The sequence below is a fragment of the Streptomyces sp. NPDC086519 genome (genome assembly GCF_040686075.1).
In the GTDB taxonomy this organism is placed as follows: Bacteria; Actinomycetota; Actinomycetes; order Streptomycetales; family Streptomycetaceae; genus Streptomyces; species Streptomyces shenzhenensis.
Genome location: NZ_JBFBJL010000018.1, coordinates 62,718 through 89,390 on the forward strand (window position 1 = coordinate 62,718; position 26,673 = coordinate 89,390).

Sequence of the window (26,673 nt, forward strand, 5' to 3'; positions counted from 1 at the left end):
GAACCTCGTGTCACTCAGCCGTAGACAGGTGACCTCGGCCGCCCTCGCCGCCGTTCCGCTCGTCGGACGTTCTCCTGAGAAGGGCCGCCGCACGCTTTACATCGCCGGAGACTCCACCGCCGCCCAGAAATTCGCCGACGCGGCTCCCGAGACCGGATGGGGAATGGCGCTCCCCTTTTTCCTCCGGAAGGAAATCGGCGTCTCCAACCAGGCCGTCAACGGCCGTAGTTCCAAGAGCTTCGTCGACGAAGGGCGGCTCGACGCCATCCTCGCCACCATCCGGCCGGACGACCTGCTCCTCGTCCAGTTCGCGCACAATGACGAGAAGAGCGAGGACCCCACCCGGTACACCGAGCCCTGGAGCACGTACCAGGACTATCTGCGGCTCTACGTCGAAGGCGCCCGCGCACACGGTGCCCGGCCGGTTCTCGCCACCCCGGTCGAGCGGCGGCGGTTCGACGCCGACGGCAACGCCGTGCCGACGCACGGCGACTACCCGGCTGCCATGCGGGCGCTCGCCGCGCGGGAGCGGGTCGCGCTGCTCGACATCGAGGCGCTGTCGCTCGCGCTGTGGCAGGCGCTCGGTGTCGAGGCCACCAAGACGTACTTCAACTGGACGGACACCGAGCAGGACAACACGCACTTCAACCCGCCGGGGGCCATCGCCGTGGCCCGGCTCGTGGCGCAGGAGCTGCTGCGCACCCGGGTGCTGGCCCGGCACGACGTCATCCGGCTGCACCAGTCCATCCCCGACTCCTGGATCACCTGGCCACCCGCAAGCTGAGGAGAGCCGCACAGTGCGTACACAGAAATGTCATGGACGTGTCATAGCTGCCGTCGTGGGCTGCACGGCTCTCGTGCTGGCCGTCACCGGAAGCGCCCAGGCCGCGGACCCGCACCGGGTCGCGCTCGACCGGCAGGTGCTGTCCGCGAACGACGGCTGGGGCGCGGCCACCACCGGGACCACCGGCGGGGCCGCCGCCGACGCCGCGCACGTCTACACCGTCACCACCTGGGACCAGTTCAAGGCCGCACTCGCCGACGGCGGCAGCGCGCCGAAGATCATCAGAGTCAGGGGGACGATCGACGCGGACGGGCCGAGCTGCGACTCGTTCGCCGTGCCCGGCTGGGACTTCGACGCCTACCTGGCGAAGTACTCACCGGAGGCGTGGGGCCACTCCACCAACCTGGACAACGAGCCCGACGACAGTCCGGAGGGACTGCGCCGCGCCTCCGCCGCCAACCAGGACGCCTACATCAAGGCGTACGTCCCGGCCAACACCACCATCGTCGGCATCGGCGCGAACGCCGGCTTCAAGGGTGCCAGCCTGCAGATCACGGCCGTCGACAACGTCATCGTCCGCAACCTGAGCTTCGAGAGCCCCCTCGACTGCTTCCCGCAGTGGGACCCGACCGACACCGCCGACGGCAACTGGAACTCCGAGTACGACAGCGCGGTCATCTACGGGTCGACCCATGTGTGGATGGACCACAACACGTTCACCGACGGTGACCATCCCGACAGCACGCTGCCCTATTACTTCGGGCGGATCTTCGAGCAGCACGACGGTGAGCTGGACATCGTCAAGGGCGCCGACTACGTCACCGCCTCCTGGAACGTCTTCGCGGACCACGACAAGACGATCCTCATCGGCAACAGCGACAGCGCGTCCACCGCCGCCGTCGACCGGGGGCACCTCAGGGTCACCTTCCACCACAACCTGTTCTCCAACCTGGTGGAACGGGCGCCCCGGGTGCGGTTCGGGCAGGTCGACTCCTACAACAACCACTTCGTCGCCGAGGACGGCTACGGCTACAGCTACGGCATCGGCATGGAGTCCCGACTCGTCGCCGAGCACAACGCGTTCACCCTCGCGGACGGGGTCAGCGCCGGCTCGATCCTGAAGAAGTGGAAGGAGGCGCCGCTCACCGCCGACGACAACTACGTCAACGGTGAGCTGACGGACCTCATCGCCGTCCACAACGCCGAGGTCCCCGGCGAGATCCTCCAGTCCGGTGCCGGCTGGACCCCGACCCTGCGCACGAAGGTCGACCCGGCGCGGGCCGTGCCGCGCATCGTCGACTGCGGCGCCGGAGCCGGCCGGCTGCGCTGAGGCGCGCGCCTGACCGGGCCGGGGCCCGACCGGCCCCGGCCCACCCCGCCCCCACAGCGAAGGACGTACGCCACCCCTCTCTTCCGCCAAGGAGCACCCCCATGTCCTCGCCCCACCTCCCCCTGTCCAGACGGGGTTTCCTGCTCGCGGGCGCCGGGGCGGGCGCCGCGCCGGCCCTGACCACCCGCCCCGCGCACGCGACCGCCCGCCCCTTCGGGCGGTATGGCTCCCCGGAGCGCCGCCGCACCCCGCGGACCCTGTACGTCGACCCGCACGGCCGCGGCGACTTCACCACCGTCCAGGCCGCCGTGACCGCCGCCACCGGCAGCGGCTGGACGCTGGTCCTCGCCCCGGGCGTCTACCGGGAGACGGTCGCCGTCGACACCACCCGCACCGAGGCCACCTGGATCGGCGCCGCCGAGGACCCGCGTGCCGTCGTCATCGTCTACGACAACGCGGCCGGCACCCCCAGGCCCGGCGGCGGGACGTACGGCACCACCGGCTCCGCCACCACCACCGTGCAGGCCGACGGCTTCACCGCCCGCTGGATCACCTTCGCCAACGACTGGCTGCGCGCCGACCACCCCGACATCAGCGGCACCCAGGCCGTCGCCCTCAAGGTGCAGGGCGACCGCAGTGCCTTCCACCACTGCCGGTTCCTCGGCCACCAGGACACCCTGTACGCCGACTCGACGGCCCTGGGGGTGTTCGCCCGGCAGTACTTCGCGCGCTGCTATGTCGAGGGTGACGTCGACTTCGTCTTCGGGCGGGCCACCGCCGTGTACGAGGGATGCCACTTCCGCACCCTGAACCGGACCGACCTGGCGGCCGCCCCGTACGGGTTCGTGTTCGCACCGTCGACGGCGGCCGCCAACCCCAACGGCTACCTGGTGAGCCGGAGCCGGATCAGCAGCGAAGCCCCGGACGCCGCCTACAAGCTGGCCCGCCCCTGGGTGCCCAGCTCCGACACCACGGCCCGTCCCTCGCTCGTCGTCCGCGATGCGTACCTCGGTGCGGGCATCGACGCCGTGGCGCCCTACACCAACATGTCGGACGCCTTCCCCTGGCAGCGCCAGCGCTTCGCCGAGTACCGCAACTCCGGGCCGGGCGCGGTGATCACCGTCCCTGAGAACCGGCCCCAGCTCACCGCCGCCGAGGCCGCGTCGCACACCCCCGCGGCCTACCTCGGCGACTGGACCCCGTGGCAGGAGCGCTGACATGCCGACCCGACGCGCACTTCTCGCCGCCGCAGCGGCGGTGGCCGTGGGCGGTCCGGTCACGGCCTTCACCCGCGACCGCCGTGTCCTGCACGTCCACCCCGGTGACTCCGTCCAGGCGGCCGTGGACGCGGTGTCCGGGCCGGGATGGACGATCGTCGTGCATCCGGGAACGTACCGCGAGGTCGTCGAGGTGCCCGCCGACAAGGAGGAGCTGACGCTGCGCGGGGCGAGCCGCGATCCCCGGGACGCCGTCGTCGTCCACGACAACGCGGCCGGTACCCCCAGGCCCGGCGGCGGGACCTACGGCACCGCCGGCTCGGCCACCTTCACCTCGGCGGCGCCCGGGCTCGTCGTACGCGACCTCACCCTCGCCAACGACTGGCTGCGCGCCGACCACCCGGACATCACCGGGACCCAGGCCGTCGCCGCGTACCTGACCGGCGACCGGACGCATGTCGAGAACGTGCGGCTGCTCGCCCACCAGGACACGCTGTTCGCCGACACCACCGAACTGGGCTCCTTCGGCAGGCAGTTCTTCCACCGCTGCCACATCGAGGGTGACGTCGACTTCGTCTTCGGGCGAGCCACCGCGGTGTACGAGCACTGCCACTTCCGCACCCTGCGACGAGACGTGGCCTTCACCCCCAAGGGCATGGTGTTCGCCCCCTCGACCGCCCGTGCCAACCCGCACGGGTTCCTCGCCGTCCGCTGCCGGTTCTCCTCCGGCGCGGAGGACGGGGCGTACAAGCTGGCGCGGCCCTGGGTGCCGACGTACGAGACCACCGCCTGGCCCTCGCTGGTCGTGCGGGACAGCCTCATCGGTCCCGGGATCGACCCCGTCGCGCCCTACACGAACATGCGGGACGCCTTCCCCTGGCAGTCCATGCGGTTCCGCGAGTACCGCAACTTGGGGCCGGGCGCGGTGATCACCGTCCCTGAGAACCGGCCCCAGCTCACCGCCGCCGAGGCCGCGTCGCACACCCCCGCGGCCTACCTCGGCGACTGGAAACCCTCCGCTCACTCCGCATCCCCCTGATCGACGAAAGGACCCGCACGTCATGCGTCGTATCAGCTCCGTCACCGCGCTGGCCGTGACCACGGCATCGCTCGGGCTGGCCGTGCTCGCCACCCCGGCGCACGCGGCCACCGTCGTGGTCAGCAACTCCACCGACCTGTCCAACGCCATCAAGAACGCCACCGCCGGCACGGTCATCCAGGTCCGCGGCGGCACCTACTACCCGACGGCCACCCTCCAGTCCACGGCCAACGGCACCTCCTCCGCGCCGATCACGCTCACCGCGTACGGCTCGGAGACGGTCAAGATCGACGGCTCGTCGCTGCCCTCCGGCCAGTGGATCTTCAAACTGACCGCGGACTACTGGAACGTCTCCGACATCACCTTCCAGAACTCCCCGGACAGCGCGGTGGTCTGCCAGTCCTGCACCGGCACCAACTGGAACAACATCAAGACCATCAACGGCGGCGACTCCGGGTTCACGCTGACCGGGGACGGGACGGCCAACAACACCGTCAGGAACCTGGACAGCTACGGCAACTACGACGCCGCCACGCACGGCCAGAACGCCGACGGCGTCGCCATCAAGTTCGGCTCCGGCACCGGCAACCTCGTCACCGGCGCCCGTCTGTACAACAACTCGGACGACGGGATCGACCTGTGGTCCTTCTCCTCGCCGGTCACCATCGAGCACACCTGGTCTTTCGGCAACGGCGTCAACCGGTGGGGCGACTCCGCCTTCGAGGGCAACGGCAACGGCTTCAAGCTGGGCGGCAACGGCGTCACCGTCGCGCACGTCGTCAACAACTCGGCCGCCTGGGGCAACGCCGGCAACGGGTTCACCGAGAACTCCAACACCGGCGCGATCGTCATCAACCGCACCACCGCCTACGCCAACGGCGGCTGGGGCTACTACTTCGCCACCAGCGCGGCCCGGCTCGGCAAGAACCTCGCGGTGAGCAACGGCAGCGGGCTGGTCAGCAAGGGTTCCTCGGTGGTGTCCGCCGGCAACAACTGGGACAGCGGCATCAGCACCCCCGCGTTCAGGTCGACGGACGCGACCACCACGTACAACGCCCGGCAGTCGGACGGCTCGCTGCCGACGACCACCTTCCTGACGACGGGCAGCACGACCATCGGAGCGACCATGGACTGACCCGCGACCGCGCCGGGACAAACGGAAGGACTCCGTCCAGGGCGCTTGACCCGTTTTTTGCCCGCCGATGAGATATCGATCGGGCAACGGGTCTCGCGCCCACCGGGGCGACGCGCGTAGAACTCCTGACATGCATAAGTCACTTCGTCTCGCGGCGATCGCCGCGGCCTGTGCGCTCGCCGGCGGCGCCCTCTACGGCGCCGGTGCCGCCACGGCCGGCCAGTCGACCGCGAACTCCACCCACGAGCCGTACAACATCGGGCTCCTGGTGAAGGACATCGACGCCTACTACGGCACCGCCGCCGACGCCAACGGCGTCTACCAGGCGTCGCCGACCAGCCCCTACGCCAAGGACCTGGCGAGCATCGACGCGGACGCCGAGCGCTACATCGACCGGGCCGCGCGCAAGGCGCACCGCCACGGCGAGAAGCCCGCGGTCGTCTTCGACATCGACGACACGCTGCTGCTCAGCCTCGACTACGAAAAGCGCTACAACTACACCTACAACTCGACCACCTGGGCCGACTACGTCAACAAGGCCGACCGTCCCGGCGTGTTCGGCAGCGCCGAACTCGTCCAGTACGCGGAGAGCAAGGGCGTCGAGGTCTTCTACAACTCCGGGCTCAGTGAGGCGCAGCGCACCGCCGCCGTCGACAACCTGAAGAAGATCGGCGCCGACGTCAACCTCGACGCGGCCCACATGTTCCTCAAGAACAAGGCCAACCCGCCGTCCTACCTGAGCGCCTGCGCCACCCCGGGCACCTGGAACTGCACGACCGTGCAGTACAAGTCCGGCACCCGCAAGCACATCGAGGACGACCTCGGGTACGAGATCGTCGCCAACTTCGGCGACCAGTACTCGGACCTGGACGGCGGCTTCGCGGACCGCACCTACAAGCTGCCGAACCCGACGTACTTCGTGTCGTAACCAGGGTTCGCGGCACCCCTTTCCGGCCACGGCGGCCGCGGGGAGACAGAAACGGGCCGGGGCGGCCCCTCCGGCCCGTTTCGCTCCCTCGCCGACACACTGATCGCCGCGGCGCGGTGCTGCTGCTGAGCCCGGAGTGAAGAGGCCGCCCGGGGTCAGGAGCCGCCCCCGCCGCTGGTGTGCGCCGCGAAGCCGCCGGTCACCGCGTACTGCCTGCCGCCCGCGCTGCCGGTGATCGTGTAGCTGTCGTTCTCCGCGTCGCGGCGGCCCTGCTCGTGGTTGTACTGGCCCGCGAACACCCACTCGCCGACCGCTGCCCTGCTGCCCGGCAGAAGCGTCCACGTGTAGACCAGGAAGCCGTCCTGTGCGGTCACCGTCTGCGTGAAGTCGGTCTCCGGCAGCGACTGCCAGGCCCCGGTGTCGGACACCCCGCCCGTCTGGGCCACCTTCAAGCGGACGGTGAGCGCCGTCAGTTGCCGGGAGATTCTCACGGTGACATCGGACTGCGCCCAGAAGTCGTTGCTGTGCGGGTCCACCGAGCCGTCCGACCAGAGGGGGCCGTCCTGTCCGCCCTTCGCGACCGGTGCCGCCGGGGTGGCGGAGGCCTGCGGGCCCGGCGAGCGCGTCGCACTCGCCTCGGGGGAGGAGCGCGCCGAGGGCACGCCGGGAGCCGGCGGGGCGGCCGGGTGGGACGGCGGGCGGCTGGTCGCGGCCGGGGACGCCAAGGGCGTCGGCGACACCGCGACGGTCTTCTCGGCGGTCGTGTCCTTCACGGCCGAGGCGACCGCGTAGCCGCCGATCCCGAGAACCGCGGCGACCGCGGCCGTGGCGCTGACCACCCGGACCCAGCCGACCAGCGGCGGCAGGGTGGCGCGATGGTTCGTCCGGCCCTGTGCCGCCATCCCCCGCTCGATCCGGGCCAGGATGCGGGCGCGGTCGGGTCGGTGCGCCTCGGCCGCCTCGTGCAGCCGGGCGCGCAGCTCGTCGTGCACGGCCTGCGGCCTCATCGGTTCCCTCCTCCGCTCTCGCCGGTACGCGGCGCCATCGCCGCGTGCACCCTCTGCGGAACCCCCCGGGAACCGCCGAGCAGCCGCTGTAGTTCCGCCATGCCCTTCGACGTCTGGCTCTTCACCGTACCCACCGAGATCCCCAGGGCGAGCGCGGTGTCCTTCTCCGACAGGTCGAACGCGTGCCGCAGCACCACACACGCCCGCTTGCGGAACGGCAGCCGTGCCAGCGCCCCCTGCACGTCGACCACTCCGGCGACGTCCGGGTTCTCGGTGGTCTCCTCGCGCTGCGACCAGAACAGGGCGATACGGCGCCGCTCGCGCACGGCGCCGCGGATGCGGGTGCGGGCCATGTTGGCGACGACACCCCGGGCGTAGGCCACCGGGTGGTCGGCGGCCCGCACCCGGTCCCAGCGGTGCCACAGCGCCAGCAGGGCGTCGGCGGCCAGGTCGTCGGCGGCGTCCGCCTCGCCGGTCAGCAGGTGCGCCAGACGCGAGAGTTCGGCGTAGTGGCGTTCGAAGAAGGCATGGAACTCCACGGAGGCGGCGTCGTCGACGACTGAGCCCACGGGCGACCTCTTCTGTCAGGGATTCGCAGGGATTCGGTCAGGTAGATGACATGCGGTGACAGGTGAACGTCCGGCGGAACGTTCCGGCGGGATCGGGAGCGTAGCAGTGATCATTTCGTGCGCGTCGTACGGGAGTTCCGTGTGGCTTGTACGAGGTACCGGACGCGGTGTGGTCAACCGAACCACATCGAGCCTGATTCCGTAACACGGGGAAAACCTGAAACCGGTGCGACGCGGGAACAATCCAGCCAGCATCCGCACACGCACGCTCAGGGGACGAGGAGTTCGACCATGTCCGAGACGCAGAAGGCGGCCCGGCCGCAAGGGGCCGCGCCACCTGCCGGCAACGGCGTCGACCGGTTCTTCAAGATCTCCGAACGGGGATCCACCTTCGGCCGGGAGATACGCGGCGGCTTCGCCACGTTCTTCACCATGGCCTACATCCTCGTCCTGAACCCCATCATCCTCGGCAGCGCCAAGGACAAGTTCGGTCACACCCTCGACACCGGCCAACTCGTCACCGCCACCGCGCTGGTGGCCTGCGTCATGACGGTGATCATGGGCGTCGGCGGCAACCTGCCCCTGGCCATCGCGGCCGGTCTCGGCCTCAACGCCGTCGTGGCCTTCCAGCTGGCGCCGCTGATGAGCTGGCCCGACGCGATGGGGCTGGTCGTCCTCGAAGGCCTGCTGATCTGTGTGCTCGTGCTGACCGGCCTGCGCGAGGCGATCATGAACGCCATCCCGCAGCAGCTGAAGCAGGCGATCGGCGTCGGCATCGGCCTGTTCATCGCGTTCATCGGCTTCGTCGACGCCGGCTTCGTCAGCCGGATCCCGGACGCCGCGGACACCACCGTGCCGGTGCAGCTGGGGGCCGTCGGACGGCTCACCGGCTGGCCCGTGCTCGTCTTCTGCGCCGGCGTGCTCCTGACCGTCGCGCTGGTCGCGCGGAAGGTGAAGGGCGCGATCCTGATCAGCATCGTCACCATGACCCTGGTGGCGATCGTCATCAACTCGGCGGCGGACATCAAGAGCTGGGGCCTGACCACGCCGAAGGTCCCCGACAAGATCGTGGACGCGCCCGACTTCGGGCTCATCGGTCACTTCAGCCTGTTCGGCGGCTTCGCCAAGGCCGGTGTCCTCACCGCCGTACTGCTCGTCTTCACCCTGATCCTGTCCGACTTCTTCGACGCCATGGGCACGATCGTCGGCATCAGCGCGGAGGCCGGGCTGCTCGACGAGCAGGGGCAGGTGCCGGGCATCGGGCGGGTGCTGTTCATCGACGGCGCGGCGGCGGTGGCCGGCGGCATCGGCTCGGCCTCCTCCAACACCGCGTACATCGAGTCGGCGGCCGGGGTGGGGGAGGGGGCGCGGACCGGCTTCGCCAACCTCGTCACCGGCGGCCTGTTCGGTCTCGCGCTCTTCCTCACGCCGCTGCTGACCATCGTCCCGCTCCAGGCCGCCGCTCCCGCGCTGATCGCCGTGGGCTTCCTGATGATGACCCACGTCAAGCACATCGACTGGGACCGGTACGAGATCGCCATCCCGGCGTTCCTGACCATCGCCGCGATGCCGTTCACCTACTCCATCACGGACGGCATCGGGGCGGGGTTCCTGGCGTACGTCGTCATCAAGGCGGTGCTGGGGAAGGCGAAGGAGGTCAACTGGCTGCTGTGGACCGTTTCGGCGTTGTTCCTGGTGTACTTCGCGATTGATCCGGTGGAGCAGGTGCTGGGTGTGAAGTAGGGGAGTGGGCGCGGGGGGTGCGTTGCCGGCCGCGGGTTCGTCGTGGCCGGTCACGCCCGCGCGGCGGCAGCCGCACATCGACTGCCGCCCCGCGCCCCTGAAGGGGCGCCTTACTTCAAGGCCGCCACCATCATCGCCCTCGCCACCGGCGCCGCCAGCCCGTTGCCGCTCACTTCCGACCGTGCCGCGTCCGACTGCTCGACCAGCACCGCCACGGCGACCTCTTTCCCGGCGCTGTCCGACCTGCCGTACGACGTGAACCAGGCGTACGGCGTCTTGCTGTTGTTCTCGCCGTGCTGGGCCGTGCCCGTCTTGCCGCCCACCGTCACGCCGTCGATCCGCGCGTTCGTGCCCGTGCCGTCCTCGACGACCGTCTGCATCGCGGACTGCAACTGCTCCGCGGTCGAGGAGCTGACGATCTCCTTGCTGCTCGCCTCGTCGTCGTAGTCCTTCAGCACGTCACCACCGCTGTCGGTGATCTGCGAGACCATGTGCGGGGAGACCAGCTTGCCGCCGTTGGCTATCGCGGCCGACACCATGGCCATCTGGAGCGGGGTCGCCGTGACGTCGAACTGGCCGATGCCGGAGAGGCCGGTCTGGGCCTTGTCCATGCCCGAGGGGTAGACGCTGGCGTAGGCCCGCACCGGCACGTCCAGCTTGTCGTCGTTGAAGCCGAACTTCTCGGCCATCGCCTTCACCTTGTCCTGGCCCAGGTCGACGGCCATCTTGCCGAAGACGTTGTTGCAGGAGTAGCGCAGGGCGGTACGGATCGAGGCGTTCTCGCAGGGGGCCGAGCTGCTCTCGTTCTTCAGCGGGGTCGTCGTGCCCGGCAGGGTGTACGGGTCGGGGCTGTCGGTCTTCGTGTCGGCGTTCGGGTACAGGCCGTCCTCCAGGGCCGTCGCCGCGACCACCAGCTTGAACGTGGAGCCGGGCGGCAGCGGCTGGCGCAGCGCCCGGTTGGTGAGCGGCTTGTCCGAGTCGTCGTTGAGCTTCTTCCAGGCGGCGCCGGCGGTGTTGGCGTCGGTGAGCGAGGAGGGGTTGTACGACGGTGTCGACACGACCGCCAGGATCTTGCCGGTCTTCGGGTCGATCGCGACCGCCGCGCCCTTCTTGTCGCCGAGCGCCTGGTACGCCGCCTTCTGCACGTCCGGATCGATCGTCGTGATCACGTTGCCCGGCTCGGCGCGCTCGCCGGTGACCGTGTCCATCACCGTTCTGAGCCGGCTGTCGGTGCCGTTGAGCAGGTCCTGGTAGATGCCCTCCAGCTGGGTCGGGGCATAGCTCTGCGACGCGTAGCCCGTCACCGCGGCGTACAGCTTGCCGCTCGTGTACGTGCGCTTGTACTTGAGGTCGCTGTTGCTCAGGGTCTGCGCCGAGCCGGTGATCGACTCACCGGCCACGATGATGTTCCCGAGCGGCTGCGAGTACGTCTCGATGACGTTGCGCCGGTTGTCCGTGTCGTCCGCGAGGGCCTGGCCGTCGTAGAACTGCACCCATGTCGCCCTGACCAGCAGAGCGAGCACGAGCAGCAGCGCGAAGACGGACGCCCGCCTGATCGTCTTGTTCATCCCGCCCAGACAGACGAGCGAAGGCGGGGTGCTCGTTCCCCTACGGCCGGATTTCTCATCGTCCGCTCATCCGCGGCGTACGGCCCCGCCCGGGCTCAGAGGCGTCGCGTCGCCAGCGTCAGGCGGTCCCGCGCGTCGAACAGGGCGTCCTTGATCATCTGTTCGTGGGCGGGGGTAAGCCGGGCCACCGGGACCGAGCAGCTGATCGCGTCGCGGGCCGGGGTGCGGTAGGGGATCGCCACGCCGAAGCAGCGCAGTCCGAGCGTGTTCTCCTCGCGGTCGATCGCGAAGCCCTGCTCGCGGATCTGGCGGAGCTCCTCGATGAGCTTCTCCCGGTCCGTGATGGTGTGCTCGGTCAGCGCCGGCAGGGTCTCCGGCAGCAGCTTGCGGACCTGCTCGTCGGTGTGGGTGGCGAGCAGCGCCTTGCCGAGCGAGGTGGAGTGCGCGGGCAGCCGGCGGCCGACCCGGGTGAAGGGGCGCAGGTAGTGCTGGGACTGGCGGGTCGCCAGGTACACCACGTTGGTGCCGTCGAGACGCGCGAGGTGGATGGTCTCCGTGGTGTCGTCGGAGAGCCGGTCCAGGGTCGGGCGGGCCGCCGCGACCACCTCGTCGCCGTCGATGTACGACGTGCCGACCAGCAGGGCCCGCACCCCGATGCCGTACCGCGTGCCGGTCGCGTCCGTCTCCACCCAGCCCAGCTCCACCAGGGTGCGCAGCAACATGTAGAGGCTGGACTTGGGATACCCGACGGCCTCCTGGACGGCCGCGAGGGAGTGCATACCGGGCCGGCCGGCGAAGTACTCCAGCAATTCCACGGTCCGTACCGCGGACTTGACCTGTGCCCCGCCGCCTGTCTCGCCTGCCGACATCGCCCTTGACCCCTTCGTTGGACGAGAAACCGAGGTTATAGTCTCCAACAGCATATTCATCATCAGAGACAGCGTTCAGTATATCGAACGTCCCTGGTGGATGACCCGGATATGCGGCAGTAAGCAACTCATGGAGGGACCCGCGGTGGCAGCAGCACCAGTCTGGAGTGTCGACCCGCGCACCGGGAAGCAGCGTGAACAGGTTGCGGTGGAAGCCACAGCCGAGGAGGTCGACGCCGTCGTCAAGGCCGCGCACGCCGCCCGCGGCTCCCTCGCCGACCGCACGGTGCGCGCCGCCTTCCTGCGTTCGGCCGCCGCCGGCCTCGACGCGGCCAAGGACCAGCTGATCGAGGCGGCCGACGCCGAGACCGCGCTCGGCCCCGTCCGGCTGACCGGGGAACTCGCCCGCACCGCCTACCAGCTGCGGGCCTTCGCCGGCATCGTCGACGAGGGCGCCTTCCTCGACGTCATCATCAACCACCCCGACGCCACGGCCACCCCGCCCATTCCCGACCTGCGCCGTTACAAGGTCCCGCTGGGTGTCGTCGCCGTCTACTCGGCCTCCAACTTCCCCTTCGCCTTCTCCGTGGCCGGCGGCGACACCGCGAGCGCGCTGGCGGCCGGCAACCCGGTCGTCGTCAAGGCCCACCCCGACCACCCGGCCCTGTCCGAGCTGGTGGCGAGGGTGCTGCGCCGGGCCGCCGCCGAGCACGGCATCCCCGAGGCCGTGGTCGGTCTCGTGCACGGCTTCGAGGCGGGCATCGAGCTGATCAAGCACCCGCTGATCGCCGCGGCCGGCTTCACCGGTTCCGTCCGGGGCGGGCGTGCGCTGTTCGACGCGGCCGCCGCGCGTCCGGCGCCGATCCCCTTCCACGGCGAACTGGGCTCCCTGAACCCGGTCCTGGTCACCGAGGCCGCGGCCGCCGAGCGGGCCGAGGAGATCGGCACCGGGCTCGCCGGGTCGATGACGCTGGGCGTCGGCCAGTTCTGCGTGAAGCCGGGCCTGGTGCTGGTGCCGGCCGGCGCCGCCGGTGACGGCCTGGTCAAGTCCCTGACGGACGCGGTCAGCAACACCGACGCGGGCGTGCTGCTCGACCACCGGATGCGGGACAACTTCCTCGCCGGGGTCGCCGAGCGAGCCGAACTCCCCGACGTGGAGAGCCCGGTGACGCCGGGGGCGGGCGGCGAGCACGCCGTGAGCGCCGGGTTCCTGACGGTGCCGGCGGCCAAGCTGGCCGAGGAGGGGAGCTATGACCTGCTGCTCGAGGAGTGCTTCGGGCCGGTGACGGTGGTGGTTCGCTACGAGGACCGGGATGAGGCGACGGCGGTGCTGTCGCGGCTGCCGGGCAACCTCACGGCGACGGTGCATGTCTCTGCCGAGGAGGCCGCGGGGGAGGGACCGGGGGCGGAGATCCTCGCGGAGCTGACGCCGTTGGCGGGCCGTGTGCTGGTGAACGGCTGGCCGACGGGGGTCGCGGTGGCCCCGGCCCAGCATCACGGCGGGCCCTACCCGGCCACCACCTCCACGTCCACTTCCGTGGGCGGTACGGCCATTGAGCGGTGGCTGCGGCCGGTGGCCTATCAGGGGGTGCCGGAGGCTCTGCTGCCGGCCGAGCTGAAGGACGACAACCCGCTGGGGCTTCCGCGGCGGTTCGACGGGGTGCTGGAGCGGTAGTGCCGTCGGGGTGCGGGGCTCGTCGGCGACTGCGGGTTGTTCGCGGTTGCTCGGGCGGTTCCACGCGCCCCTTCGGGGCGCGTGCACCTGACACAATCTGACCATGGACGTCGAACTTCCCGAACTTCCTTTCCCTCTCCGTACCTATGGGCCCGACGGGCACTGGTTCCATGAAGACGGGGTGCTCACCGGGTGGGCCGGGGCCCGGCAGGACCGGTTCGTGTCGCCCACCGGGGAGGCGCTGGATCCCGCCTCGGACGCGCCCCGGCTGCTGGGGGCGCCCGAAGGGGACTTTCAGCTGATCGCCCGGGTCACCGTCGGGTTCGGGGCCGCCTTCGACGCCGGTGTGCTGTACGTCCACGTCGGCGACCGGGCCTGGGCCAAGCTCTGCCTGGAGAACTCCCCGGACGTGCCCACCGTCTGCACCGTGGTCACCCGGGGGCACTCGGACGACGCCAACTCCTTCACCGTGGAGGGAAGTTCGGTCTGGCTGCGGATCAGCCGGACCGGGCGGGCGTTCGCCTTCCACGCCTCCAGGGACGGCAAGAAGTGGGTCTTCGTGCGGCTGTTCACCCTCGGCACCGAGAAGGAGACCGAGAACGCCCTGGTCGGCTTCATGACCCAGTCGCCGATGGGGGAGGGGTGCGTGGTGACGTACGACCACATCGAGTTCAGGCCCGACTGGCCGGCCGACCTGCGCGACGGAAGCTGAGGCGCCACCTGCCGGCTCGGAACCGTCCCGGGCGCCGCCACGTCTTCGGTTGCATGATCAGTGACCGTGTGAGGGGGGCCCGGGTGATCCGTACGGCCCTGTCCGCCGAGGCGGAGACCATCGCCGCGCTGCATCGGCGGGCCCGGTCGACGTACTACCCGGACGGCCTCCCGGACGACGGCGTCGACTGGACGGCCGCCTGGCGCTCCGCCGTCGCACGGCCCGACGGACAGGTGCTGTGCGTGGTCGAGGCGGGGACGATCACCGGGGTCGCCTCCTTCCGCGTCCCGGAGGGTGCCACCGGCGAGACGGTCAAGCTGTTCCAGTTCCATGTCGACCCCGGCCACTGGCGCGCCGGTGCCGGCACCGCCCTGCACGCCGCGTGCCTGGAGCAGTGGCGGGCCGACGGCAGGCGCACCGCCGTACTGGACGTGCACGCCGACAACCGGCGGGCCCAGGCCTTCTACGCCCGGCGGGGCTGGGTACCGGACCCGGAGCACCCGCCGACCGAGGGTGACCACCACCTGTGTCTGCGGTACGCGGTGGCCGGGGAATGAAAGCGGGCTGTTTGAAGGTTCAGGTAGTTCTAGACCTCTGACTACCTGGAGAGAGCCGACACCATGCGCGTGGAGATCTGGTCCGATATCGCTTGCCCCTGGTGCTATGTCGGAAAAGCGCGTTTCGAGAAGGCGCTCGCCGCCTTTCCGCACCGCGACGACGTCGAGGTGGTCCACCGCTCCTTCGAGCTGGACCCCGGCCGCGCCAAGGACGACGTCCAGCCGGTGCTCGCCATGCTCGGCAAGAAGTACGGCATGAGCGAGGCGCAGGCCCAGGCCGGCGAGGACAACCTGGGCGCCCAGGCCGCCGCCGAGGGGCTGGAGTACCGCACCCGGGGCCGTGACCACGGCAACACCTTCGACCTGCACCGGCTGCTGCACTTCGCCAAGGAGCAGGGCCGCCAGGGCGAGCTGATCCAGATCCTGTACCGGGCCAACTTCGCCGAGGAGCGGTCCCTGTTCACCGAGGGCGCGGAGCGGGTCGTCGAGCTGGCCGTGGAGGCCGGGCTGGAGGCGGCGGCCGTGCGCGAGGTGCTCGCCGACCCGTCCCGCTATGCCGACGAGGTCCGCGCCGACGAGCGCGAGGCCGCCGAGCTCGGCGCGAACGGGGTGCCGTTCTTCGTCCTCGACCGGAAGTACGGCGTCTCGGGCGCCCAGCCCGCCGAGGTGTTCACGCAGGCGCTCGGCCAGGCCTGGGGGGAGCGTTCCCCGCTGAAGCTGATCGACGAAGGCGGCGCTGAGGCCTGCGGACCGGACGGGTGCGCGGTGCCCCAGCACTGAGAGGTCTTCGGGAAAGTCCAGGTCAGGGACGTCGTATAAGCGTCGCTTAGCGGATCCGGGTAAAAATCCGCAATGGACGGGCGGTTTCCCGGGCCGCAGAGTGGACCCATGGAGACCACGGAGACGTTCGAGAGCCTCGTCCGCGCCGAGTTCACCCCGAAGACCACCTACCTCAACACCGCCAGCAACGGCCTGCTGCCCGCCCGCACGGTCGCCGCCCTGCACCAGGCGGCGCTGCTGCGGGCCGAGGGGCGGCCCCTGACCTCGCTGTACGAGGACGTGGAGGCGTGCCGGGCCGCCTACGCCCGGCTCGCCGGGGTCCCCGCGAGCAGAGTCGCGGCCGGCGCCTCGGTCGCCGCGCACTCCGGCGTGATCGCCGCCTCGCTGCCGTCCGGCGCCGAAGTCCTCACCGCCGAGGACGACTTCACCTCCGTACTGAACCCGTTCCACGTCCGCGGCGACCTCAAGGTCCGCGCGGTGCCGCTGGAGCGCCTCGCCGAGTCCGTCCGCCCGGGCACCGCCCTCGTCGCGGTCAGCGCGGCCCAGTCGGCGGACGGCCGGATCGCCGATCTGCCCGCGCTGCGCGAGGCCGCCCGCGCGCACGGTGCCCGCACCTACGTCGACTTCTCCCAGGCCGCCGGCTGGCTGCCGATGGACGCCGACGCGTACGACTTCACGGCGTCCGTCTCCTTCAAGTGGCTGCTCGGCCCGCACGGCGCGGCCTTCCTGGTGGTCCCCGAGGACTTCGGCGGGCTGACGCCGCTGCTCGCGGGCTGGGTCGCGGGCGAGGAGCCGTGGGACAGCTGCTACGGCCCGGTCGCCGAACTCGCCCACTCCGCCCGGCGGTTCGACCTCACCCACGCCCTGTTCACGTTCGCGGGCCTGCGCCGCTCGCTCGACCTGATCGAGGAACTCGGCGGGCCCGCCGTGCACGCCCACGACGTGGGCCTCGCCGACCGGTTCCGCGCCGGGCTCGCGGCCCTCGGACACGAGCCGGTGCCCGCCCCCGGCTCGGCGATCGTCTCGGTCCCCGGGCTCGGCGTCCGTCAGCCCGAGCTGAGCCGGGCCGGCATCGAGGTCTCCAACCGCGCGGGCAACCTGCGCGCGGCCTTCCACCTCTTCAACACCCCCGCCGACGTGGACCGCCTGCTCGACGCCCTCGCGGGCTGACCGGCGCCGCGACAGGACCGGGGCCGCCGCCACGACGGACGTGGTGGCGGCCCCGGGGCTGGTGCACTGCGGTACGGGCTCAGCGGATCGGCGTGAAGTCCCGTGCCCCGATGAACTCGGGCCGGCGCACCGGTGCCGCGAACGGTTCCACCGCCGTGTTCTCCACGCTGTTGAACACGATGAACACGTTGCTGCGCGGGAACGGCGTGATGTTGTCGCCGGAGCCGTGCATGCAGTTGCAGTCGAACCAGGTCGCCGACCCCGCCCTGCCGGTGAACAGCCTGATGCCGTGCCGAAAGGCCAGTTCCGTCAGGGCCTCGTCGGAGGGGGTGCCGGCGTCCTGCATCTGTAGCGACTTCTTGTAGTTGTCCTCGGGCGTGGCGCCGGCGCAGCCCAGGAACGTCCGGTGCGAGCCCGGCATGATCATCAGGCCGCCGTTGGTGTCGTGGTTCTCGGTCAGCGCGATCGAGACGGACACCGTGCGCATGTTCGGCAGACCGTCCTCGGCGTGCCAGGTCTCGAAGTCCGAGTGCCAGTAGAAACCGCTGGCGCCGAACCCCGGCTTGACGTTGATCCGGGACTGGTGGACGTACACGTCCGAGCCCAGGATCTGCCGGGCCCGGCCGACCACCCGCTCGTCGCGCACCAGGTTCGCGAACACCTCGCTGATCCGGTGCACCTCGAAGACGGACCGGATCTCCTTGGACTTCGGCTCCACGACGGAGCGTTCGTCGGCCCGGATCGCCGGGTCGGTGATCAGCCGCTCCAGCTCCCGCCGGTATCCGGCGACCTCGTCGTCGGCGAGGAGCTGGTCGACGGTGAGGAAGCCGTCGCGCTCGAACGCCTCCAGCCGGTCCGCGGCGATCGGGCCGGGCGCGCCGGGCGCCGACCAGACGACCGGGTCCTGGCGCGGGACGGCGATCTCGACGGGGCCGCGGCTCGGGTACAGGTCGGTGATGGTGGTCATGGTCAGCCCTCCTCCGTCAGCAGGGGATAGACGCCGTTCTCGTCGTGGTCCTCCCGGCCGGTGACCGGCGGGTTGAACACGCAGACGCACCGGAAGTCCTCCTTGACGCGCAGCGAGTGCCGCTCGTGCCCGTCGAGGAGGTACATGGTGCCGGGCGTGATCGTGTACGACGTCCCGGTCTCGTGGTCGGTCAGCTCGGCCTCGCCCTCGACGCAGACGACGGCCTCGACGTGGTTGGCGTACCACATCGACGTCTCGGTGCCCGCGTACAGGATCGTCTCGTGCAGCGAGAAGCCGACCCGCTCCTTCGCGAGGATGACGCGTTTGCTCTCCCATGTCCCGGACGCCGACTTCACATGCCGGTCGGTGCCTTCGGTCTCCTTGAACGAACGGACGATCACGGTGGTGTACAGCCTCCTTGTTTGATCCGGTCAGAGGTGTCAGAAGTGTCAGTGCCAGAGGTGCCAGAGGTGCCAGAGGTGCCAGGGATGTCAGGGATGTCAGACGGTTTCGCGGACGGCCCGGGCGAGGACGCTCAGCCCCTCGTCCAGCTCGCCCGGGGTGACGGTCAGGGCGGGCAGCAGCTTGACGACCTCGCTCTCCGGCCCCGACGTCTCGATGAGCAGCCCGAGTTCGAAGGCCCGCCCGGCGATCCGCCCGGCCCGCTCCTTCTCGTGGAACTCCAGGCCCCACACCAGACCCCGCCCCCGGTACTCCCGCACGTCGGCGAGGTTCTCCTCGACGATCGCGATGAGCCCCTGCTCGACCTGCTCGCCCTTGGCCAGGGTCTGCTTCTCCATCGCCGGGCCGTCGGCCCAGTAGCTCTCCAGGGCCGCGGTCGCGGTGACGAAGGCGGGGTTGTTGCCGCGGAACGTGCCGTTGTGCTCACCGGGCTCCCACACGTCCAGCTCGGGCCGGAACAGGCACAGGGACATGGGCAGCCCGTACCCGCTGATGGACTTCGAGACCGTGACGATGTCGGGGACGATGCCCGACTCCTCGAAGGAGAAGAAGGCACCGGTGCGCCCGCAGCCCATCTGGATGTCGTCGACGATCAGCAGCATGTCCTGCCGCTCGCAGAGCGCCTTGAGGGCACGCAGCCACTCGGGCCGGGCCACGTTGATGCCGCCTTCGCCCTGCACGGTCTCCACGATCACCGCGGCCGGCTTGTTGAGCCCGGACCCCTGGTCCTCGAGGAGCCGCTCGAACCAGAGGAAGTCCGGCACGGTCCCGTCGAAGTAGTTGTCGAACGGCATCGGCGTCCCGTGCACCAGCGGGATCCCGGCCCCGGCCCGCTTGAAGGCGTTGCCGGTGACCGCGAGGGACCCGAGGGACATCCCGTGGAAGGCGTTGGTGAACGACACGATCGCCTCGCGCCCCTTCACCTTCCGGGCGAGCTTGAGCGCCGACTCGACGGCGTTCGTCCCCGTCGGCCCCGGGAACATGACCTTGTACGGCAACGCGCGCGGCCGCAGCACCAGTTCCTGGAAGGTCTGCAGGAACGACCGCTTGGCCGTGGTCGACATGTCGAGGCCGTGGGTGACCCCGTCGCGCTCCAGGTAGTCGAGCAACGCCCGTTTCAGCACGGGGTTGTTGTGGCCGTAGTTGAGTGACCCGGCGCCGGCGAAGAAATCGAGGTACCCGTGTCCGTCCTCGTCGTACATGCGGCTGCCCCGGGCCCGGTCGAAGACGGTGGGCCAGCCGCGGCAATAGCTGCGGACCTCGGACTCCAGGGTCTCGAAGATGCTGAGATCAGGCTGGGTGATGGTCACGGCGGGGCTCCTCAGTGCGATGTGGGGGTCAAGGGGCCGATGCGGTACAGGACTTCGGGGTCGTGCGGACCGTCGGGGAACTCACCGGCCTCGAACAGCACCGAGCGCTCGACGGCGGCGCCGTGCCGGGCGGCGTAGGAGGTGAACAGGCGCTCGGAGGCGGTGTTGCCGGGGGCGATGGTGGTCTCGACGGCGGTCAGCGGCCGGTCGGCCGCCACCTGTGCCGTGAGCCCGTCCAGCAGCCGCGCCGCGATGCCGCGCCCGCGCTGCGCGGCGTCCACCGCCACCTGCCAGACGAGCAGCGTGTCCGGCCGGTCCGGCCGGGTGTATCCGGTCACGAACCCGACGGGCTCGCCGTCCGCGCCACGCGCCACCGCCGTGGTGCCGGCGAAATCCCGGCACCACAGCAGATAGCTGTACGAGGAGTTCAGATCGAGGGATCCGGAATCCTTGGCGATACGCCAGAGAGCGGCCCCGTCGGTCACCAGCGGGCGGTCGACGATCAGGTCTGCTTGTGGGGCAGTCATGCGGATTGAATTTAGCGAGGCAAATACGAAAACGCACGGCAGGTGCCGTCGACGGCTTGATCTGTGCGGCCGGTATGTGGGGATATACCCCGCCGCAAAAGGGGCAATTGGCCGACCGTGTGGAGTGTGTCACAGGGTTGAAACCTGGATGAAATTCCCTTGGTTTGGCTCCGCAAAAAGCGGGCAGAAGCACTCGGGTAAGCCATCCATCGAAAAGGAATTCAGAATTGCCTTGAATTCAGGCGCCGGTAACGCCCTGTATACGCTCCCGAAGGACGGCGGCCCGCTACCGCCAGAGGGACTCCACCGTCCGCCGGGCTCCCTCCGGGTCCACCGTCAGTCCTCGCTTCGCCAGCCCCGCGCCGAGCGCCGCCAGGCTCGACCGGACGGCGTCGGCCGTCGCGTCCGCCCCGTAGTGGTTGACCCGGATCATCTCCCGGGCCAGGGTGCCCCCGCCCGCGGCCAGCGGAAGGGTGCCGTCACCCGCCAGGGCCTCGGCGACCAGTTCCGACGCCACCACGCCCGACGGCACCCGCAGCGTCGTGGCGACCGGCGCCGCGTCCGACTCCGCGTACACGTACGGCTCCAGGCCGCCGCCCAGGGCCACCGCACCGGCCCGGGCGGCCAGCGCCGCCGTGCGGTGCCGGGCCGTCACGGTCTCCAGCCCCTCCGCCTCGATCCGCTCCACACAGGCCTCCAGCGCCAGCATCTCCAGCTGTGCCGGCGCGTGCGGCAGCACCTTGCGGCCGCCGTCGATCCAGCGCTCCTTCCAGTCCAGCAGGGAGAGGTAGGAGCGGCGCGGGGCGTTCGGGTTCGCCGCCATCCGGGCCCACGCCCGTTCGCTCACCGAGACCGCCGAGACACCCGCCGGACCGCCCATCGCCTTCTGGGCCCCGATCACGCACAGGTCCACGCCCCACGCGTCCGGCAGCACCGGCTCGGCCCCGACCGAGGCGACCGCGTCCAGGTAGAAGAGGGCGCCCTGCTCCCGTACCGCCTCGCCGATCTCCGCGACCGGGTTGGTGTTGCCGGTCGCCGCCTCCGCGTGCACCAGCGAGACGAAGTCGATCTCCGGGTGCGCGGCGAACGCCTCCCGGACCTGCCCGGCCGTCACCGCCGTGTGGAACGGCACCGCGAGGTCGATCACCGTCGCGCCGCAGTCCCGCAGCCAGTTCCCGAACGTCTGCCCGTACGGACCGGTGATCACGTTCAGCGCGGTCGTCCCCGGCCCGGCCGTCGCCCTGATCGCGCCCTCCAGCGGCAGCAGCGCCTCGCCCTGGGTGACCACGACGTCCTGCCGGGTGCCGAGGAGCCGGGCGACCCGGTCCTCGATCGCGGCGAAGCGGGCGGCGGTCAGTGGGGGCAGGTCGAGGAAGGGATGGGTCACGACGGGGCTCTCCTTGCTCGCGAAAGGGGGGATCAAGACGAGCGTAACCGGCGTCGCTCGCCCCCTCTGACCGGCGAGTTCTTAGGTCGGACGGCTTCAGTGCCATCGGATTGATTTGAGAGACCCAAACATTTCCTTATAATCGGAACCCACAGAACCGGAATCAAAAGCTCCCTCACAGTTTCGCGGGGAGCCCCCACAGACCCACGGGAGGTCTCGTGACCACGCTCCTCGGGCGCCGCCGGGCTCGCGCCCTGGCCGCCGTCACCGCCGCGGCCGGGCTGGCCCTGGTGGCCGGCTGCACGTCGAGCGGCAACGGCTCCAGCGCCTCCAGGACGGCGGCGGGCGGGGTCGAACTGGTCAAGGCCGGCCAGCTCACCACCTGCACCCACCTGCCGTATCCGCCGTTCCAGTCGGAGATCGACGGCAAGGTGCAGGGCTTCGACGTGTCGATGATCGACCTGGTCGCCAAGAACCTCGGCGTGAAGCAGCAGATCCTCGACACGCCGTTCGAGAACTTCAAGACCGGTGCCTTCCTCAACTCCGGCGAGTGCGACCTGGCCGCGGCCGGCATGACCATCACCGCGGAGCGCAAGAAGAACGTCGACTTCTCCGACCCGTACTTCGACGCCACCCAGGCCCTCCTGGTCGGCAAGAACAGCGGCATCACCTCGCTCGCCGACGCCAAGGCCAAGAAGGTCCGGCTGGGCGCCCAGGCGCAGACCACCGGCGAGGACTACGTCAGGAACCAGGGCTTCGACCCGGTCTCCTTCGAGTCCTCCGACGCCGTCCTGAGCGGCCTGCGCACCGGCCAGGTCAAGGCCGTCGTCATCGACTACCCGGTGGTCCAGGGCTGGCTCAAGGACAAGGCCAACGCCGACGCCTTCCGGATCGCCGGCGACATCAACACCGGTGAGCAGTACGGCTTCACGGTGCGCAAGGGCAACACCAAGCTGCTCGCCGCCGTCAACAAGGCGATCGCCGACGCCAAGGCCGACGGCACGTACAAGAAGCTGTACGAGAAGTGGATCGGCCCCTACGACGCCTCGGCCGCGTCCCCCGCCGCCTCATGACCGTGGACACCGACACGGAACTCCAGCCGCGCAGGAAAGGCCTGACCCGGCGCCAGAAGCGCCGGCTGTCGCGCGGCGCCCAGTACGCCGTCTTCGTCGCCGCCGTGATCGCCTTCGCGGCCGGTGCCGACTGGGGACGGCTGCAGAACCAGTTCGCCCAGTGGGACATCGCCCGGCAGATGTTCCCGGACGTCATCACGCTGGCGCTGAAGAACACCGTGCTCTACACCCTGTCCGGCTTCGCGGTCGGACTGGCCCTCGGCATGGTGATCGCGCTGATGCGGCTGTCGTCGGTCGGCCCCTACCGCTGGCTGGCCGGCGTCTACATCGAGATCTTCCGCGGTCTGCCCGCCCTGCTGATCTTCATCTTCATCGGCGTCGCCGTCCCGCTCGCCTTCCCCGGCACCGAGATCGTCGGCGGCACCTACGGCAAGGTGGCCCTCGCGCTCGGCCTGGTCGCCGCCGCCTACATGGCCGAGACGATCCGCGCGGGCATCCAGGCGGTCCCCAAGGGCCAGACGGAAGCGGCCCGTTCGCTGGGCTTCTCACCCGCCCGCGCCATGGTCTCGATCGTCATCCCGCAGGCGTTCCGCATCATCCTCCCGCCGCTCACCAACGAACTGGTGCTCCTCTTCAAGGACTCCTCCCTCGTCCTCTTCCTCGGCGTCACCCTGGAGGAGCGCGAACTGTCCAAGTACGGCCGCGACCTGGCCAGTACGACCGCCAACTCCACGCCGATCCTCGTCGCCGGCCTGTGCTACCTGCTGGTCACGATCCCGCTCGGCTTCGTCGTCCGCCGCATGGAGGCGAAGGCCCAGGAGGCCGTCAGATGAGCCGACCCGAGATCGAGGTGAAGGGCCTGCACAAGTCCTTCGGCGACAACGAGGTGCTGCGCGGCATCGATCTGGAGATCGGTCAGGGCGAGGTCGTGTGCGTGATCGGGCCGTCCGGTTCCGGCAAGTCCACGCTGCTCCGGTGCGTCAACCTCCTTGAAGAGCCCACCCAGGGGCAGGTGTTCGTCGGCGGCACCGAGTTGACGGACCCGGACGTCGACATCGACGCCGTGCGCCGCCGGATCGGCATGGTCTTCCAGCAGTTCAACCTGTTCCCGCACCTCACGGTGGCCGAGAACCTCACCCTGCCGCAGCGCCGGGTGCTGCGCAGGGACAGGGCGACGGCGGCACGGGTCGCCGCGGAGAACCTCGCCCGCGTGGGTCTGTCCGAAAAGGCGGACGCCTACCCCGCCTCCCTCTCCGGCGGCCAGCAGCAGCGGGTGGCGATCGCCCGCTCGCTGTCCATGGGCCCCGAGGTGATGCTCTTCGACGAGCCGACGTCGGCCCTCGACCCGGAGCTGGTCGGGGACGTCCTGGCGGTCATGCGGATGCTGGCGCGGGAGGGCATGACCATGATGGTGGTCACCCACGAGATGAGCTTCGCCCGCGAGGTCGCCGACCGGGTCGTCTTCATGGACGGCGGAGTCGTGGTCGAGGACGGCAGCCCGGACCAGGTCATCGGCGCCCCCACCCACGAGCGCACCCGCCACTTCCTCTCCCGGCTCCTGGACCCGGCCATGGCCCAGGTGGAGGAGGAGAGCTCCGACCGGGCGGGCGGGGCCGGCGGCTGAGCCGCGTCGATGCGGACCTGCCGGTCGTCCTAGGCTGAGGCCCATGAGCGATCAGGCGGTGCTGCACGTGAAGGGCAGGGTCCTCGTGGGCCCCGAGGACATCCGCGACGAACTGTGGGTGGTGGACGGCCGGGTCTCCTACGGCCGTCCCGCCGGCGCCCGTGACGTCCGGACCGTGGAGGGCTGGGCGCTCCCCGGTCTCGTCGACGCCCACTGCCATGTCGGCCTCGGCCCGCACGGCCCGGTGGACGCGGCGACGGCCGAGAAGCAGGCCCGCACCGACCGCGAGGCCGGCACCCTCCTCATCCGGGACGCCGGCTCGCCCTCCGACACCCGCTGGGTCGACGACCGCGACGACCTCCCGAAGATCATCCGGGCCGGCCGGCACATCGCCCGCACCCGCCGCTACATAAGGAACTTCGCCCACGAGATCGAGCCGGCGGACCTGGTCGCGTACGTCGCCCAGGAGGCCCGGCGCGGCGACGGCTGGGTCAAGCTGGTCGGCGACTGGATCGACCGCGACCTCGGCGACCTGGCCCCCAGCTGGCCCCGCGACGCCGTCGAGGCGGCCATCGCCGAGGCACACCGGCTCGGCGCCCGGGTCACCGCCCACTGCTTCGCCGAGAACTCGCTCCAGGACCTGGTCGAGGCCGGCATCGACTGCGTCGAGCACGCCACCGGCCTGACGGATCAGCTGATCCCCCTCTTCGCCTCCCGTGGCGTCGCGATCGTCCCCACCCTCGTCAACATCGCCACCTTCCCGCAGCTCGCGGCGGGCGGCGACACCCGGTTCCCGCGCTGGTCGGCCCATATGCGCCGGCTCCACGAGCGCCGTTACGACACCGTCCGGAACGCCTACGACGCCGGCATCCCGGTCTACGTCGGAACCGACGCCGGCGGCTCGCTCGCCCACGGCCTGGTCGCGGACGAGGTCGCCGAACTCGTCACCGCCGGGATCCCGCCCCTGGACGCGCTCGCGGCGACCAGCTGGGCGGCCCGCGCCTGGCTCGGCAGGCCCGGTCTGGAGGAGGGCGCCCCGGCGGACCTGGTGGTGTACGAGAGCGACCCGCGCGCCGACGTACGCGTCCTCGCGTCCCCCCGCCGGGTGGTGCTGAACGGGCAGGTCGTCGAGTAAAGGAACGCCTGTGCCCGCTGACTCGAATACGCGAACGGAAAGTCCACTATTGGGTGAAGTAACGCAGGATCGCCGCCTGTTCACCCACAGTGCGTAATTCTTGGCGGGTCCCGAGCACGTTTCCTCTGGGGGTCCCACCACCTTGAACAGCGACACATTCCGTCTGCCCGCACGCCGTCTCGCGACCCTCGCGACGGCCACGGCCCTCGCCGCCGGTCCCGCGGCCGTGGCCGGCGCGGGCACCGCACACGCGACCACCGGCCACGGCCGGGCCACCGCGGTCGTCCTGCGCACCGGCCTGGACGTCTCCCTCCTCGACAAGGCCGTGAACGTCCCGCTCGCGGTCTCCCTGAACCAGGTCCAGGCACCGCGGAGCGCCAACCGGACCGCGCTGACCGCCACCCTCGACGGCGTGGACGGCGGCAAGCCGTTCAACGTCCTCCGCGCGGACGCCGCCGCGGCGAAGGCGACGGTCACCGCCGGCCGTGCCGAGGCCTCCGTCCACCTCGCCCACGCCCGGCTGCACCTGCCGGGCCTGCCCCTGCTGTCCCTCATCGAAGCCGACACGGTCACGGCCAAGGCCACCTGCGAGACCGGCAAGCGGCCGGAGGCCTCCGCCGACGTCCTCGGCGCCGTCACCGTGCTCGGCAGACGCGTCACGCTGAGCGCGGGCGGCCCCACCGACGTCAAGGTCCCCGGCGTCGGCGAGGTCCGCCTCGACCTGTCCGAACGCGAGACGACATCGACGTCGGCGGCGGCCGGCGCCCTCGAACTCAAGATCTCCGTCAACCCGCTGAAGCTCAACGTGGCCGAGGTGGAGGGAACCCTGACCCTGGCGAAGGCGACCTGCGAAACCCCGCAGGCCCCCGCCGCCGCCCCGGCCGATCCGGCTGACCCGACGGACCCGGCCGACCCGGTGTCCGACGTGAAGGTGCAGGGTGCGCCGGCGAAGGAGACGAAGCTGGCGGAGACGGGCGGGAGTTCGATGACGCCGTATGTGGTGGGAGGAGCGCTGGCGCTCGTGGCGGCGGGCGGAGGAGCGGTCGCCATGGCCCGACGCCGACGCTGACGCCCGGCTCTCAGGGGTGCGGGGCGGTAGTCGATG

Annotated in this window: 26 protein-coding genes; 17 read left to right on the top strand and 9 right to left on the bottom strand. The window is 70.6% G+C overall.

The genetic code is table 11. The features are described 5' to 3' along the window. Window positions 1–7 precede the first annotated feature (7 nt). The 6 genes from AB0P24_RS18915 (at window position 8) to AB0P24_RS18940 (ending at window position 6,433) form a co-directional block, all read left to right on the top strand. Complete coding sequence (locus tag AB0P24_RS18915; RefSeq protein ID WP_365795326.1) at window positions 8–784, top strand: rhamnogalacturonan acetylesterase; 777 nt, start codon at window positions 8–10, stop codon at window positions 782–784. 55 nt (window positions 785–839) lie between these two features. Continuing rightward, window positions 840–2,114 (top strand): polysaccharide lyase family 1 protein, encoded by a 1,275-nt coding sequence (locus tag AB0P24_RS18920; protein WP_365795328.1) that lies wholly within the window; start codon window positions 840–842, stop codon window positions 2,112–2,114. Between the two features lie 101 nt (window positions 2,115–2,215). Beyond that, complete coding sequence (locus AB0P24_RS18925) at window positions 2,216–3,331, top strand: pectinesterase family protein (RefSeq protein ID WP_365795330.1); 1,116 nt, start codon at window positions 2,216–2,218, stop codon at window positions 3,329–3,331. Window position 3,332: 1 nt separating this feature from the next. Further along, window positions 3,333–4,370, top strand: a complete 1,038-nt coding sequence (locus AB0P24_RS18930) for a pectinesterase family protein (protein ID WP_365795332.1) — start codon at window positions 3,333–3,335, stop codon at window positions 4,368–4,370. Between the two features lie 22 nt (window positions 4,371–4,392). Further along, a complete protein-coding gene (locus AB0P24_RS18935; protein ID WP_365795334.1) occupies window positions 4,393–5,505 on the top strand; it encodes a chondroitinase-B domain-containing protein in 1,113 nt (370 codons plus the stop codon). A 130-nt stretch (window positions 5,506–5,635) separates the two neighbouring features. Then, the gene (locus AB0P24_RS18940; protein ID WP_365795336.1) at window positions 5,636–6,433 is read left to right on the top strand and encodes an HAD family acid phosphatase; all 798 of its coding nucleotides are present in this window, start codon (window positions 5,636–5,638) and stop codon (window positions 6,431–6,433) included. A 155-nt stretch (window positions 6,434–6,588) separates the two neighbouring features. Here the strand turns inward: AB0P24_RS18940 and AB0P24_RS18945 are convergent, their stop codons facing one another. Both AB0P24_RS18945 and AB0P24_RS18950 read right to left on the bottom strand, forming a co-directional pair. Next, entirely contained in the window at window positions 6,589–7,440 is an 852-nt protein-coding gene (locus AB0P24_RS18945; RefSeq protein WP_365795338.1) for a hypothetical protein, read from the bottom strand. Further along, window positions 7,437–8,009: a SigE family RNA polymerase sigma factor gene (locus AB0P24_RS18950; protein WP_365795340.1), complete on the bottom strand. Its 573-nt coding sequence runs from the start codon at window positions 8,007–8,009 to the stop codon at window positions 7,437–7,439. Before AB0P24_RS18950 ends, AB0P24_RS18945 begins: the two co-directional genes overlap by 4 nt. A gap of 291 nt (window positions 8,010–8,300) precedes the next feature. On the opposite strand from AB0P24_RS18950, the gene AB0P24_RS18955 reads away from it, so the two are divergent. Continuing rightward, the gene (locus AB0P24_RS18955; protein ID WP_365795342.1) at window positions 8,301–9,752 is read left to right on the top strand and encodes an NCS2 family permease; all 1,452 of its coding nucleotides are present in this window, start codon (window positions 8,301–8,303) and stop codon (window positions 9,750–9,752) included. 110 nt (window positions 9,753–9,862) lie between these two features. On the opposite strand, the gene AB0P24_RS18960 is transcribed toward AB0P24_RS18955, so the two are convergent. Together AB0P24_RS18960 and AB0P24_RS18965 are read right to left on the bottom strand one after the other, a co-directional pair. Next, window positions 9,863–11,320, bottom strand: coding sequence for a penicillin-binding transpeptidase domain-containing protein (locus tag AB0P24_RS18960; protein ID WP_365795344.1), 1,458 nt, complete (start codon window positions 11,318–11,320; stop codon window positions 9,863–9,865). A gap of 95 nt (window positions 11,321–11,415) precedes the next feature. Then, entirely contained in the window at window positions 11,416–12,189 is a 774-nt protein-coding gene (locus AB0P24_RS18965) for an IclR family transcriptional regulator (RefSeq protein ID WP_234539677.1), read from the bottom strand. 145 nt (window positions 12,190–12,334) lie between these two features. On the opposite strand from AB0P24_RS18965, the gene AB0P24_RS18970 reads away from it, so the two are divergent. The 5 genes from AB0P24_RS18970 (at window position 12,335) to AB0P24_RS18990 (ending at window position 17,083) form a co-directional block, all read left to right on the top strand. Then, a complete protein-coding gene (locus AB0P24_RS18970) occupies window positions 12,335–13,864 on the top strand; it encodes an aldehyde dehydrogenase (NADP(+)) (protein WP_365795346.1) in 1,530 nt (509 codons plus the stop codon). Between the two features lie 103 nt (window positions 13,865–13,967). Further along, on the top strand, window positions 13,968–14,576 hold the full coding sequence (locus AB0P24_RS18975; RefSeq protein WP_365795348.1) for a DUF1349 domain-containing protein: 609 nt from the start codon (window positions 13,968–13,970) through the stop codon (window positions 14,574–14,576). A 53-nt stretch (window positions 14,577–14,629) separates the two neighbouring features. Beyond that, window positions 14,630–15,133, top strand: coding sequence for a GNAT family N-acetyltransferase (locus tag AB0P24_RS18980; RefSeq protein WP_365795350.1), 504 nt, complete (start codon window positions 14,630–14,632; stop codon window positions 15,131–15,133). A gap of 63 nt (window positions 15,134–15,196) precedes the next feature. After that, window positions 15,197–15,913, top strand: coding sequence for a DsbA family oxidoreductase (locus AB0P24_RS18985; protein ID WP_365795352.1), 717 nt, complete (start codon window positions 15,197–15,199; stop codon window positions 15,911–15,913). A gap of 108 nt (window positions 15,914–16,021) precedes the next feature. Then, window positions 16,022–17,083, top strand: coding sequence for an aminotransferase class V-fold PLP-dependent enzyme (locus AB0P24_RS18990; protein WP_365795354.1), 1,062 nt, complete (start codon window positions 16,022–16,024; stop codon window positions 17,081–17,083). Between the two features lie 79 nt (window positions 17,084–17,162). On the opposite strand, the gene thpD is transcribed toward AB0P24_RS18990, so the two are convergent. The 5 genes from thpD to AB0P24_RS19015 form a co-directional block, all read right to left on the bottom strand. Further along, window positions 17,163–18,050 carry an ectoine hydroxylase gene (gene thpD / locus AB0P24_RS18995; protein ID WP_365795356.1) on the bottom strand — a complete coding sequence of 296 codons (888 nt, stop codon included), beginning with the start codon at window positions 18,048–18,050 and terminating at the stop codon, window positions 17,163–17,165. 2 nt (window positions 18,051–18,052) lie between these two features. Next, window positions 18,053–18,451 carry an ectoine synthase gene (locus AB0P24_RS19000; RefSeq protein ID WP_365795358.1) on the bottom strand — a complete coding sequence of 133 codons (399 nt, stop codon included), beginning with the start codon at window positions 18,449–18,451 and terminating at the stop codon, window positions 18,053–18,055. Between the two features lie 99 nt (window positions 18,452–18,550). Beyond that, window positions 18,551–19,822, bottom strand: a complete 1,272-nt coding sequence (gene ectB / locus AB0P24_RS19005) for a diaminobutyrate--2-oxoglutarate transaminase (RefSeq protein ID WP_365795360.1) — start codon at window positions 19,820–19,822, stop codon at window positions 18,551–18,553. Window positions 19,823–19,833: 11 nt separating this feature from the next. Further along, window positions 19,834–20,349 carry a diaminobutyrate acetyltransferase gene (gene ectA / locus AB0P24_RS19010; protein ID WP_365795362.1) on the bottom strand — a complete coding sequence of 172 codons (516 nt, stop codon included), beginning with the start codon at window positions 20,347–20,349 and terminating at the stop codon, window positions 19,834–19,836. 286 nt (window positions 20,350–20,635) lie between these two features. Beyond that, entirely contained in the window at window positions 20,636–21,736 is a 1,101-nt protein-coding gene (locus tag AB0P24_RS19015; protein ID WP_365795364.1) for an aminotransferase class V-fold PLP-dependent enzyme, read from the bottom strand. A gap of 218 nt (window positions 21,737–21,954) precedes the next feature. Here AB0P24_RS19015 and AB0P24_RS19020 point away from each other — a divergent pair, with 218 nt between their 5' ends. From AB0P24_RS19020 to AB0P24_RS19040, 5 genes are all read left to right on the top strand, one after another. Continuing rightward, window positions 21,955–22,809, top strand: a complete 855-nt coding sequence (locus AB0P24_RS19020) for a transporter substrate-binding domain-containing protein (RefSeq protein ID WP_365795366.1) — start codon at window positions 21,955–21,957, stop codon at window positions 22,807–22,809. Further along, the gene (locus AB0P24_RS19025) at window positions 22,806–23,642 is read left to right on the top strand and encodes an amino acid ABC transporter permease (protein WP_365795368.1); all 837 of its coding nucleotides are present in this window, start codon (window positions 22,806–22,808) and stop codon (window positions 23,640–23,642) included. Before AB0P24_RS19020 ends, AB0P24_RS19025 begins: the two co-directional genes overlap by 4 nt. Continuing rightward, complete coding sequence (locus AB0P24_RS19030) at window positions 23,639–24,433, top strand: amino acid ABC transporter ATP-binding protein (RefSeq protein ID WP_365795370.1); 795 nt, start codon at window positions 23,639–23,641, stop codon at window positions 24,431–24,433. The genes AB0P24_RS19025 and AB0P24_RS19030 overlap by 4 nt, the downstream gene beginning before the upstream one ends. 43 nt (window positions 24,434–24,476) lie before the next feature. Continuing rightward, window positions 24,477–25,568, top strand: coding sequence for an amidohydrolase family protein (locus tag AB0P24_RS19035; RefSeq protein ID WP_365795372.1), 1,092 nt, complete (start codon window positions 24,477–24,479; stop codon window positions 25,566–25,568). Window positions 25,569–25,710: 142 nt separating this feature from the next. Then, a complete protein-coding gene (locus AB0P24_RS19040; RefSeq protein ID WP_365795374.1) occupies window positions 25,711–26,637 on the top strand; it encodes an SCO1860 family LAETG-anchored protein in 927 nt (308 codons plus the stop codon). Window positions 26,638–26,673: the final 36 nt, after the last annotated feature.

Excerpts from the sequence above, each read along its gene's own strand:
- AB0P24_RS18930 (WP_365795332.1), top strand. The coding sequence starts at position 3,333 with ATGCCGACCCGACGCGCACTTCTCGCCGCCGCAGCGGCGGTGGCCGTG.
- AB0P24_RS18935 (WP_365795334.1), top strand. The coding sequence starts at position 4,393 with ATGCGTCGTATCAGCTCCGTCACCGCGCTGGCCGTGACCACGGCATCG.
- ectA (WP_365795362.1), bottom strand. The coding sequence starts at position 20,349 with ATGACTGCCCCACAAGCAGACCTGATCGTCGACCGCCCGCTGGTGACC.
- AB0P24_RS18940 (WP_365795336.1), top strand. The coding sequence starts at position 5,636 with ATGCATAAGTCACTTCGTCTCGCGGCGATCGCCGCGGCCTGTGCGCTC.
- AB0P24_RS18990 (WP_365795354.1), top strand. The coding sequence starts at position 16,022 with ATGGAGACCACGGAGACGTTCGAGAGCCTCGTCCGCGCCGAGTTCACC.
- AB0P24_RS18965 (WP_234539677.1), bottom strand. The coding sequence starts at position 12,189 with ATGTCGGCAGGCGAGACAGGCGGCGGGGCACAGGTCAAGTCCGCGGTA.
- AB0P24_RS18925 (WP_365795330.1), top strand. The coding sequence starts at position 2,216 with ATGTCCTCGCCCCACCTCCCCCTGTCCAGACGGGGTTTCCTGCTCGCG.
- AB0P24_RS18945 (WP_365795338.1), bottom strand. The coding sequence starts at position 7,440 with ATGAGGCCGCAGGCCGTGCACGACGAGCTGCGCGCCCGGCTGCACGAG.
- thpD (WP_365795356.1), bottom strand. The coding sequence starts at position 18,050 with ATGACCACCATCACCGACCTGTACCCGAGCCGCGGCCCCGTCGAGATC.
- AB0P24_RS19035 (WP_365795372.1), top strand. The coding sequence starts at position 24,477 with ATGAGCGATCAGGCGGTGCTGCACGTGAAGGGCAGGGTCCTCGTGGGC.
- AB0P24_RS19030 (WP_365795370.1), top strand. The coding sequence starts at position 23,639 with ATGAGCCGACCCGAGATCGAGGTGAAGGGCCTGCACAAGTCCTTCGGC.
- AB0P24_RS19025 (WP_365795368.1), top strand. The coding sequence starts at position 22,806 with ATGACCGTGGACACCGACACGGAACTCCAGCCGCGCAGGAAAGGCCTG.
- AB0P24_RS18975 (WP_365795348.1), top strand. The coding sequence starts at position 13,968 with ATGGACGTCGAACTTCCCGAACTTCCTTTCCCTCTCCGTACCTATGGG.
- AB0P24_RS18985 (WP_365795352.1), top strand. The coding sequence starts at position 15,197 with ATGCGCGTGGAGATCTGGTCCGATATCGCTTGCCCCTGGTGCTATGTC.
- AB0P24_RS18960 (WP_365795344.1), bottom strand. The coding sequence starts at position 11,320 with ATGAACAAGACGATCAGGCGGGCGTCCGTCTTCGCGCTGCTGCTCGTG.
- AB0P24_RS18980 (WP_365795350.1), top strand. The coding sequence starts at position 14,630 with ATGATCAGTGACCGTGTGAGGGGGGCCCGGGTGATCCGTACGGCCCTG.
- AB0P24_RS18955 (WP_365795342.1), top strand. The coding sequence starts at position 8,301 with ATGTCCGAGACGCAGAAGGCGGCCCGGCCGCAAGGGGCCGCGCCACCT.